The organism is Lactobacillus sp. B3795, assembly GCF_026535805.1.
In the GTDB taxonomy this organism is placed as follows: domain Bacteria; phylum Bacillota; class Bacilli; order Lactobacillales; family Lactobacillaceae; genus Apilactobacillus; species Apilactobacillus kunkeei_C.
The window spans coordinates 37,113-48,069 of record NZ_JAFNPE010000012.1 but is presented as its reverse complement, the minus strand read 5'-3'; the positions used below and the strand labels follow the sequence as shown (position 1 = coordinate 48,069).

General features: G+C 38.4%; 8 protein-coding genes and 1 tRNA gene. 8 read left to right on the top strand and 1 reads right to left on the bottom strand.

What is annotated here, in order from left to right:
* Positions 1–127: 127 nt before the first annotated feature.
* Positions 128–200: transfer RNA gene (locus J3U50_RS04945), tRNA-Thr, on the top strand.
* Between the two features lie 44 nt (positions 201–244).
* On the opposite strand, the gene helD is transcribed toward J3U50_RS04945, so the two are convergent.
* A complete protein-coding gene (gene helD, locus J3U50_RS04940; RefSeq protein WP_301945703.1) occupies positions 245–2,551 on the bottom strand; it encodes an RNA polymerase recycling motor HelD in 2,307 nt (768 codons plus the stop codon).
* A gap of 330 nt (positions 2,552–2,881) precedes the next feature.
* On the opposite strand from helD, the gene trpS reads away from it, so the two are divergent.
* From trpS to metG, 7 genes are all read left to right on the top strand, one after another.
* Positions 2,882–3,901 carry a tryptophan--tRNA ligase gene (gene trpS / locus J3U50_RS04935; protein ID WP_301945702.1) on the top strand — a complete coding sequence of 340 codons (1,020 nt, stop codon included), beginning with the start codon at positions 2,882–2,884 and terminating at the stop codon, positions 3,899–3,901.
* Positions 3,902–3,931: 30 nt separating this feature from the next.
* Positions 3,932–4,864: a Ppx/GppA family phosphatase gene (locus J3U50_RS04930; protein ID WP_034532451.1), complete on the top strand. Its 933-nt coding sequence runs from the start codon at positions 3,932–3,934 to the stop codon at positions 4,862–4,864.
* A 107-nt stretch (positions 4,865–4,971) separates the two neighbouring features.
* Positions 4,972–6,237, top strand: a complete 1,266-nt coding sequence (locus J3U50_RS04925; protein ID WP_301945701.1) for a hydroxymethylglutaryl-CoA reductase, degradative — start codon at positions 4,972–4,974, stop codon at positions 6,235–6,237.
* Positions 6,237–7,199, top strand: a complete 963-nt coding sequence (locus J3U50_RS04920; protein WP_041152447.1) for a hypothetical protein — start codon at positions 6,237–6,239, stop codon at positions 7,197–7,199. Before J3U50_RS04925 ends, J3U50_RS04920 begins: the two co-directional genes overlap by 1 nt.
* Positions 7,200–7,215: 16 nt before the next feature.
* Positions 7,216–7,920: an NAD-dependent protein deacylase gene (locus tag J3U50_RS04915; protein ID WP_301568701.1), complete on the top strand. Its 705-nt coding sequence runs from the start codon at positions 7,216–7,218 to the stop codon at positions 7,918–7,920.
* Positions 7,921–7,939: 19 nt separating this feature from the next.
* Positions 7,940–8,791 carry a DUF72 domain-containing protein gene (locus J3U50_RS04910; RefSeq protein WP_301945700.1) on the top strand — a complete coding sequence of 284 codons (852 nt, stop codon included), beginning with the start codon at positions 7,940–7,942 and terminating at the stop codon, positions 8,789–8,791.
* A 74-nt stretch (positions 8,792–8,865) separates the two neighbouring features.
* Positions 8,866–10,902: a methionine--tRNA ligase gene (metG, locus tag J3U50_RS04905; protein WP_301945699.1), complete on the top strand. Its 2,037-nt coding sequence runs from the start codon at positions 8,866–8,868 to the stop codon at positions 10,900–10,902.
* The last annotated feature ends 55 nt before the right edge of the window (positions 10,903–10,957 follow it).

Genomic DNA, 10,957 nt, shown 5'->3' with positions numbered 1-10,957 from the left:
ATGCCGAACACAGAAGTTAAGCTTCTAAACGCCGATAGTAGTTGAGGGATCGCCCTCTGCAAGGGTAGGAAGTCGCCGCGCGAATAAAAAAGTCTTCGATGTAAATCGAAGGCTTTTTGTTAATATTGCCGTTTTAGCTCAGGAGGTAGAGCGTTTCCATGGTAAGGAAGAGGTCCCGGGTTCAAATCCCGGAAACGGCTTATATAAAAAGACCAATCAATTTCGATTGGTCTTTTTTTGTTTGTTATTTAATTTTTCTATCAATCTTAACTTCATTAATTGGTAGGTTGGCGTTTGCGATAATTGGTGAAACAGTACCATTACTAATTAATGTTAGGTGGTGCATTGCACGAGTGGCAATTGTGTAAAGTGTTCCAACATAATCATCGTTTGGATAATTATCTTTAGAAACGTTCCAAGCAATGACAGAATCAAATTCTAGTCCCTTAGCTAAATAGATTGGCATAATCACGACGCCCTTTGGAAGTGATCTATCTGTATCAGCTAATAGGGTTGGATTAAGTTGGTTGTAGGTATGTTGATGAAGTTGTTTGGCCTCAATTAGGTTTTTGGTAACAATCGCAACAGTTCCTTCATCCTTTAACTCTTGTTTAGCGCAATTAATTAAAGCATCAATACATTCTTGTTCATTATGACGAATGAAAATCTCAGGTGATTTACCTGGACGGTTGAATGCTTCAATCTCATCACCGTTTGGTAATAGTGATTTAGCAAAGTTAGTGATTGGATAAGTTGAACGATATGATCGGTTCAAAGTAATCAATCTTGATTTCTTAGTAGCAAATGCTTGGTTTAACTTATTTAGTAGTTCTTGAGGTGCTTCAACTGCCTTGAACAATGCCTGTTCACTGTCACCGATTAAGTTAATCTTGGTTTGTGGAAATGCATGCTTGATGTAAATCAATTGGGCAATTGAGTAATCCTGCATTTCATCGACGAAGAGGTATTGCATTGTTTGGTTTTGACCGCCACCAATCATTAAATCACGCATATATAGAAGTGGGGCAGCATCATCCAAACGAACTTGATGCAATTCGATTGAATCGGAAAAACCATCGACGTCATCGTTCCATGCATCAACATTGACGTCCTTAGGTAGGACCACTTGTTGCATGAAGCGTTGGTATTGAAGGTATGAATCAAAGAAAGAACCATTATACAAAGCATCGTATATTTTCCTGAAGTGTTCGGTCACGATTTTTTTAGCGATGAAGTATCTTTCATCATCCTCATCTTGGAAGCTACCTAATTGATGGCCTTCCATGAAATCGTGATATTGTTCAGAGTTAAGTTGATCGATGGCATCATCAACCCATGGTTTATATACTTCGACCTCAATACGTTTCTTCAAGATTTCAATCAAACGGTTTTTAGTCTTTAAGAACTTATCAGCCGGTTTCATTTGTTTAGGTTGAGAAGCATAGATATCTTTAATCACATCAGCATCGAAGAAGACCTTGCCATCGATCAAGATGCTTTGAAAGGCAATGTCATCATTGAAAACGTTATTGATATAGTTCTCAATTGATGTCATATATTGATGACTACGTTTAAATGATTGAATTGTTTTTTCGTCATCGGTGTAAGCTTGTTCGGTTTCATATTGGTCGAATAAACTTTGAACCTTTACACCTTCAAGTCGGTGATCGATGAATTCTTGTAAGGTAACCTGTCTCATATTGCGTTCACCTAAACTAGGTAAAACGTCAGAAATATAATGTGAGAATAAACGGTTAGGGGAGAACAAAATAATTTGATCAGCTTGAAGTGAACTTCTACTGTGGTACAACAAGAATGCGATTCGTTGAAGAATTGCAGAAGTCTTACCAGAACCGGCAACCCCTTGAACAACAAGTAGGTCGCTGTTGGTATCTCTGATGATATCGTTTTGTTCTTTTTGAATTGTTGAAACGATGTTTTGCATCACTTCATCATGTTGTTGCCCCAACACAGATTGAAGCATTTCATCACCCACGGTTTCATTGGTATCAAACATGTTGTTGATTTCACCGTGACTAATTTGAAACTGGCGCTTCTTTTCCAAGTCGGTGCTTTGTTTACCGGCTGGGGTTTGATATGAAACTTTTCCCAACGTTCCGTTGTAATAGATACTAGAGATTGGTGCACGCCAATCGTAGACTAGGAAGTTTTCATCATCGTCAACGAATGAGGCGGTACCGATGTATAAGCTTTCGGTATCATCATCTCCGTCATCCTTGATATCAATTCGTCCAAAGTATGGAGAATCAGCTAATTTCTTGTATGTTTCAAGTTGGTTTTTAATGATTGCTTCGCTTTGGACTACCTTATTAACTAGTCCTCTTTGTTGTTGGAGGTCAGCGGAAGTTTCAATTCTATCATCGACTTCGACGTAGTTAACGGAAGTATTATTACCGTAGTTTTGTTGGACACGCTTTGTTTCATTATGTGCCTTTTGGTATTCAGCTTCTGTCTTATCGATTCGTTTGTGTAATTTGGCGACAACTTTATCGACACGATTTTGTTCATTTGTAAGATCGTTATTAGCCATTTTTACCTCCTAATTTATTGTTAAATCCGTTCATTTATGCTCAATAATTCTAATTAGATTTGGCCGTCATGTCAATTAATATCCTTTTTGACATGTCAATTTAAATCCAGTAAAATATAGTTAATATTAAAGTAAGTAGCGATGTCATTTACAGAGAGATTATGTAGTACTGAAAGTAATCACGACTAGCGAAATGGATGAATTTATGGGATTGCACCCTTATCGCAGAGTGGCAAATGATTATACATTTGCAAGTTAGGTGGTACCGCGCTCAAGCGTCCTATTGTTTTTTTAACAATGGGGCGCTTTTTTTGGAAAGGAAGTAACAAAATGGCAGATAAAAAAGTAATTCTAACTGGTGATCGACCAACTGGTAAACTACATATCGGACACTACGTTGGATCATTAAAGAACAGAGTTGCATTACAAAACTCAGGTGAATACGACACCAATATCATGATTGCGGACATGCAAGCATTAACTGATAATGCACGTGACCCAGAAAAAATCAGGAACTCACTATTACAAGTAGCTTTGGATTACTTAGCTGTCGGAATTGACCCAGAAAAATCAACAATCTTGGTTCAATCACAAATTCCTGCACTAAACGAATTAACAATGCACTACTTGAACTTAGTTTCAGTTAACCGTTTGAAGAGAAACCCAACTGTTAAGACTGAAATCCAACAAAAGAAGTTTGGTGAAAGTGTTCCTGCTGGATTCTTCATTTACCCAGTCAGTCAAGCTGCAGATATCACTGCATTTAAGGCCGACACTGTTCCAGTTGGTGAAGACCAAGAACCAATGCTAGAACAAACTAGAGAAATCGTTAGAAGTATTAACGGTATCTACGGTAAGGATGTATTAGTTGAACCAGAAGGCTACTTCCCACCAAAGGGAATGGGTAGAATCCCTGGTTTAGATGGAAACGCTAAGATGAGTAAATCATTGAACAACGCCATCTACTTAGCAGACGATGCAGATACCATTCAAAAGAAAGTAATGTCAATGTACACTGACCCTAACCACATTCACGTGGAAGATCCTGGTCAAGTTGAAGGAAACACTGTATTTACTTACCTAGACATCTTTGCTGACGACAAGAAAAAGGTTGCCGAATTAAAGGAACAATACAGACACGGTGGTCTAGGTGATGTGAAGATCAAACGTTACTTAAACGAAGTATTACAAGCTGAATTGGCACCAATCAGAGAACGTCGTGAACAATTCGAAAAGGATCCACAAGCTGTTTATGACATTCTAAAGGCTGGTAGTGACAAAGCGAATAAGGTAGCCAACCAAACCCTAGATGAAGTAAGGGATGCTATTGGTATTAATTACTTTAAATAAAAACTATTTTAGGAGTTTAGGGTGAATCGGATGGAGAACTTAGTAATTGTTGACATCGGTTCGAATTCTGCTCGAATGTCCATCTATCGGATTGAAAATGACGGTTATTGCGTTGAGCTAAAACGTAGTAAGAGCGATAGTCGTCTATCCGAAGGGATGGGGAAAGAAAAGATTCTACAACCGGTTGCAATTAATCGGACAATTAATGCTTTAAAGTCTTTCAAAAGAATTTATAGCTCAATGAATAATGCCACTGTGATTACCATTGCAACTGCTGCGGTTCGACAAGCTGAAAACCAAAAAGCTTTTATTCGCAAGGTAAGAAAGAAAGTTGGCTTAGACGTTAGAGTCCTATCAGGTCGTGAAGAAGCTTATTACGATTATTTAGGTGTCGTAAATAAGATTAAGATGAACGACTACATGGTGATGGATATTGGTGGTGCTAGTATCGAATTGGTCCGCGTTCAAGGTAAGAAACGTCGTGACTTAATTAGTTTACCAATTGGTGCCGTTAATATTTCAGAACGTTTTAAATTGAATAACTCAGTTCATGCAGCTGACTTATTCAACGCGCAACGTTTCTTAAAGGAAAACATACATCGTGTTCCTTGGCTTAAAAAAGCTGATCACTATCAATTAGTTGTGTTGGGAGGAGCTGCTAGAAGTTTAGCGAGAATTAATCGCAGTCATCAACACTTCAAGAACTCTGATAACCTAAATGGCTATCACCTAAATCAACGCCAAGTGATGGGAACGTATGAATTACTTTTACGTAAGAACTTACACAATCGAAAAGAAATTCACGGATTAGAAAACGAGCGAGCTGATATTATACTAGGTGGTCTATTACCTCTTATTACAGTCATTGATGAAATTGATTCAAGAAGAATCGTATTTTCAGAAGGTGGCGTAAGAGAAGGACTTATTGCTGAATATATAAAGAAGCACTATCGAAACTATTAAAGAGGTTTTTAATCCATTGACGGGTTAAAAACCTTTTTAAATGATTGAATTTTAAATAATGTTATTATAAATATCAGATATAAATACCGCATCCGGGGGGACTAATAATGGGAACTTTCAAACATTTCTACCATCGTAATTATGATGATAGAATGAAACTAATCAGTGAATTTGCTGGATTAAACATGAATCAAAAACATGAAATGACTAGCGACTATCACCAATCAAGCGATAGTTTAGTTGAAAACTATGTAACTGATTACTCCATTCCAGAAGGAGTGGCCGTTAATTTTATGATTAATGGTAATGAAAAAATTGTTCCAATGGTAACAGAAGAACCATCCGTGATTGCGGCGGCTAGTAATGGTGCCCGTTTATTTGCCAAGGGTGCCGGGATTACTGCTGAAGTATTGGGTCGTAATCTAATGGGCCAAATCGTTGTTAAAACACACGATATTAACCTATTGATTGGAATAGTCAATACACATCAAGAACATATCATTGATATCGCAAACCAATCACATCCATCGATTCTAGAATACGGTGGCGGTGCTAAGAAGGTGCGCGTCAGAAAATTAGATGATGACTATGCATCAGTTGACTTGTTTGTGAACGTTGGTGAAGCGATGGGTGCAAACATCATTAACTCAATGCTCGAAGCTACTTCTGAGTTTATCGAAGAACGCTTCAGTGGGGATGTTTTGATGAGCATCCTATCTAACTACGGTGAAGATAACCTGGTGAAGGTATTCGGATCCATTCCAGTTAGCCAACTGGGTAATCCTGATACCAACGGCATGGATGTTGCAAACAGAATTGTTGAAGCATCACACATCGCTCAAATCGATCCGTATCGTGCTGCTACTCATAACAAGGGCATCTTGAATGGAATCGATGCTGTGGTAATGGCAATGGGTAATGATTGGCGTGCGGTTGAAGCTGGCATTCATTCCTACGCCAGCAAAGATGGTCAATACAAGGGATTATCCAACTGGTCAATTGATGGTGACAAGTTAATTGGTGAGATGACAATTCCGTTGTCATTAGGTTTTATCGGTGGTGCCGTTAAGATATTACCAAAGGTTAAAATCAACCAACAACTATCGCAAGTAACCTCAAAGGAAGAGTTAAGCCAAGTGGTTGCATCAGTTGGGTTAGCCCAAAACCTAGCTGCTCTAAAGGCGTTAGTTACCGATGGAATTCAAAAGGGGCACATGAACCTTCAATTGAATTCATTAGTGATGAGTGCCGGAGCCAAGGGCAAAGAAGTAAAACAAGTGGTTTCAGAAATGAGAGCCAACCATTTAAATGACTTAAAGTCAGCACAAAAAATCTTAAACCAAATTAGAAATAATAATGAAGGTGAATTTTAATGGAAATCGAATTAAATCAAGACACACAAAGTTTAATTAACGTTGTAAACAAATTTTTCCCAGGTAAAATTGAAGTTCAATTTATCGGCCAACTTCAATCTGGATACGTTAGACATGATCAAGCACAAGTGGTGCAAGACGGTAAGAACCTATTTGTTCAAATCTCAGACATGTCAGCTCCTAACTACACTGCTTCACACGAACTAATTCACTTGTTGATGACACTACGTGGTTTCCCACAAGTGTTCTTCTCACTATCAACTGGTCAAGACGAATTAGACGAACAACTAGAAGTAATGGGAACTGAACTATTTGATATCGTTGCCCACTTTGTGGTTGTTTCAGAACAAAGAAAACACGGCCTAATTAACGAAGACATCGAAAAGATGTACCTAAAGGGAATTCAAAACACTATCGAACCTGAACCAGAAGAATTAGATAACGCCATGGAATTACGTCTATTGACCCTAATCGACGCTCACGTATTCTACGGTGACAAGTTCGATTCATTTGCACGTCCAACCCTTGAAAAAGATTACCCAGTTGCCCTAAAGGCTGCTGATGAAATCTACAAGATTATCACTGAAAAGCCAACTGACTCACCATTTGGTTTCAGAAGAAACGTTGTTAAGTTATTCAAGGCCTTTGATGAACAACTAAAGAAGTGGGGACTACCTGCATTGCATAACTCAGAATTTGCAACTATCTCCAGTGTTGTTTCAGAAAGACAACTAAACTTAAACGTAAAACAACAATTTGAAATCTTCCATTCAGAATTACATGATAAGGAAACTGGTCGTCGTGCATACGTTGGTTTCAACAAGTCAGATGATCAAAACTCATTCGTCATTCCTGCACCAACAGGTATGGATGACAGTCCAGAATACTTCAAGAAGTTATACGCGATGACTGTTCAAGAATTGTTTAAAGAACTAAAAATGCCATATATCATTAGAAAATAAGGCAGGAGGCAATCTGATGGATAAGGAAATTCAATCATTATTTGATAATGCAAAAAACATTGTATTTTTGACAGGAGCCGGGGTATCGACAGCTTCCAACATTCCAGACTATCGTTCTAAGAATGGACTATATGCAACTGATACAACTGGAAAACCAGCTGAATATTATTTAAGTCATGCATGTTTAGTTAATGAGCCAGATGTGTTCTACACATTTGTGAAGGAAAATATGTACTATCCAGATGCCAAACCCAATGTAATTCACGAAAAACAAGCTGAACTTACTAGGGAAGGTAGAGCCAGTGTGATCACTCAAAACGTTGATGGATTATACGGTGCTGCCGACACCAAGAACTTAATTGAATTTCATGGCAATCTATACGACGTATATTGCCAAAAGTGCCATCAAAGAGTTGATTGGCATGAATATATGCAAAGCGACAAGCACGCTGATTGCGGCGGAACGCTTCGTCCAGGGATCGTTTTATACGATGAAGGACTTAACCAAGCCAAAGTGGTTAACAGTGTTCAACTAATGGAAAAGGCGGACTTGGTAGTGATCGTTGGAACTTCCATGCGTGTCTACCCATTTGCCGGACTATTGGATTACAGAAATCCGGGTGCCAAAGTAATTGCGGTTAACCAAGAAAAGTTAAACTTAGGAATCGATTTTAAGATGATTCAAGAGGACGCAACGAAATTCTTTAGTGAATTGAAATAAGAAGGAAGATGATGGTTTAATGATAACTTTAGGAGTAACGACTTGGAGTGAGCATCCAGCTTTGATTAATGGTGAGAAACGTCCTGTTAAGTTAAACGAGTATGCGGCCCATTTTCCAGTCGTGGAAGTCGATAATCCTTTTTACGGCATTCCACAGGAAAAAACAGTTCGCCAATGGATGCGCCAAGTGCCAGAATCATTCCAATTTATCTTAAAAGCCAATCAATTGATGACCAAGCATGACATGCGTTCACAAATGGCTGCCGACGATGATCAAAGAAGACAGGCGTTTAGTGATTACGTCAAAATGCTTCAACCATTAATTCAGACCAATCAATTAAAGACGGTCTTATTTCAATTCCCACCATATTTCCAACGTAACAATGACAACATTCGCTATCTAATGACCATCCGTGAATTGATGGGAAGAAAGGTGCCAATTGCAGTCGAGTTTAGAAATCCGACATGGACAGAAAAGTCGATGCAAAACTCAATTCAAAATTATTTGAAACGTTTAGGGATGACCTTTGTGATTGCTGATGAACCTCATAACCTAAACGATGGAATTGAGTTATTACCAATGGTGACTACTTCTAAGATGGCGATGTTAAGACTACACGGACGAAATGCCCAAGGATGGTTTAACCAGGACAAGAACTGGCGTAGTCAAAGAACGTTGTATAAATATAGTGAGGACGAATTAAAGCAATTCGCCGACATCGTCACTAAGTTAAACAAAGAAGTCGATGAGGTGTGTGTGATCTTTAACAACAACTCTGGTAGGGATGCCGCACCGAATGCACTACAATTAAAAGAGATGTTGCACGTATCATTTAACGATTTGGCACCAATGCAATTAGATTTGTTCTAAGAGCAATATTATTGACAATTCAAGTATGATATACTAATAGTTAATATTAATTACTGGTTGAAAGGATGATTAACATGGCTGATAACAATACTTTTTATGTTACAACGCCTATCTACTACCCATCAGGACGTTTACATATCGGGAACTCATACACAACTATTGCGTGTGATGCGTTAGCTCGTTACAAACGTGCTGAAGGTTTTGACGTGTTCTTCCTAACAGGAACAGATGAACACGGACTAAAAATCGAAGAAAAGGCAGAATCATTAAACACTACTCCACAAGCATATGTGGATAAGATGGCTGCTCAAATTAAAGACTTATGGAAGAAATTGGACATCTCAAACGACAAGTTCATCAGAACCACTGATGCGCAACACAGAGAAGTTGTTCAAAAGATTTTCCAACAATTATTAGATCAAGGTGATATTTACCTAGGTGAATACTCTGGTTGGTACTCAGTATCTGACGAAGAATACTTCACCGAATCACAATTAGCCGAAGTATACAAAGACGATAATGGCAACGTTATTGGTGGAAAGGCTCCATCAGGACACGAAGTTGAACTAGTGAACGAAAAGTCATACTTCTTCAAGATGAGCAAGTACGCTGATTGGTTATTACAATACTACAAGGATCATCCTGATTTTATTCAACCAGAATCAAGAATGAACGAAATGATTAATAACTTCATCAAACCAGGTCTAGAAGACTTAGCTGTTTCTAGAACATCATTTAGTTGGGGAATTCCTGTTAAATCAAATCCAGAACACGTTGTTTACGTATGGATTGATGCGCTATCAAACTATATTAGTGCGTTAGGATACGATACTGATGATGATTCACTATTCCAAAAATTCTGGCCTGCTGATGTTCACATGGTTGGTAAGGAAATCGTTAGATTCCATACTATCTACTGGCCAATTATCCTACATGCTTTAGGTTTACCATTACCAAAACATGTTATCGGTCACGGTTGGTTAACCATGAAAGACGGTAAGATGTCTAAGTCAAAGGGTAACGTTATTTATCCAGAAGTCTTAGCCGAAAGATACGGTTTGGATGCAGTAAGATACTACTTACTAAAGGCCGTTCCATTTGGTAACGACGGTGTGTTCACACCAGAAGACTTCGTAGATCGTATCAACTACGACCTAGCAAACGACTTAGGAAACTTATTAAACCGTACCGTTTCAATGATTAACAAGTACGAAGACGGTGTGATTCCAGAATTCAAGTCAAACTTCTTAGAACCTGACAAGGAACTAGAAGCACTAAGCAAGGATGTTATTGCTGAATATAAGACTAAGATGGATGAATCACGCTTCTCAGATGCTTTAGCTGCTGTTTGGCAATTAGTTTCTCAAACTAACAAGTACATCGACCAAACTACACCATGGATTCTAGCTAAAAATGAAAACGATGGTGACGCTGAAAAGCTTGCTGATGTAATGGCTCATTTAGCTGCCAGTTTACGTGTAATTGGTCTATTAATTAGCCCAATTATGACTAATGCACCAAAACAAATCTTCACTCAATTAGGTTTAGACGATCAAGCAATTGATTTAACTAACATTGCGATTGAAGACTTACCAACAGGTGGTAAAGTGGTTGCTAAGGGAACTCCAATCTTCCCACGTCTAGACAAGGAAGAAGAAGTTGACTTTATCAAGAACCAAATGACTAAGTCAGACAAGAAAAAGGGTCGTGCAGCCAAAGAAGAAGCGAAGAAACAAGCTCAAGTTGCCCAAGAGGGCGCTGAAAGTGCTGCTGATAAGAAAGAAATCAAGTTCGATACCTTTGAAAAAGTAGAACTAAAAGTTGCCGAAGTTAAGAACGTTGAACGTGTTGAAGGGGCAGACAAGTTATTGAAGTTCACCCTAGATGCAGGTAAGGAAGAAACTACTCAAATCCTTTCAGGAATTGCTAAGTGGTATCCTGACTTCGAAAAACTAATCGGTAAGAAAGTAATCATAGTTTCCAATTTGAAACCTAGAAAGATGCGTGGCCAATTGAGCCAAGGAATGTTACTATCTGTTGAACATGACGATGGCAACATTGAATTAGTTACAATTGGTAGCCAATTTGAAAATGGTGCCACTTTGGAATAATGGTGAGATAACAAACTAAAAAATAGCCATTAATTCAAAATGAATTGATGGCTAT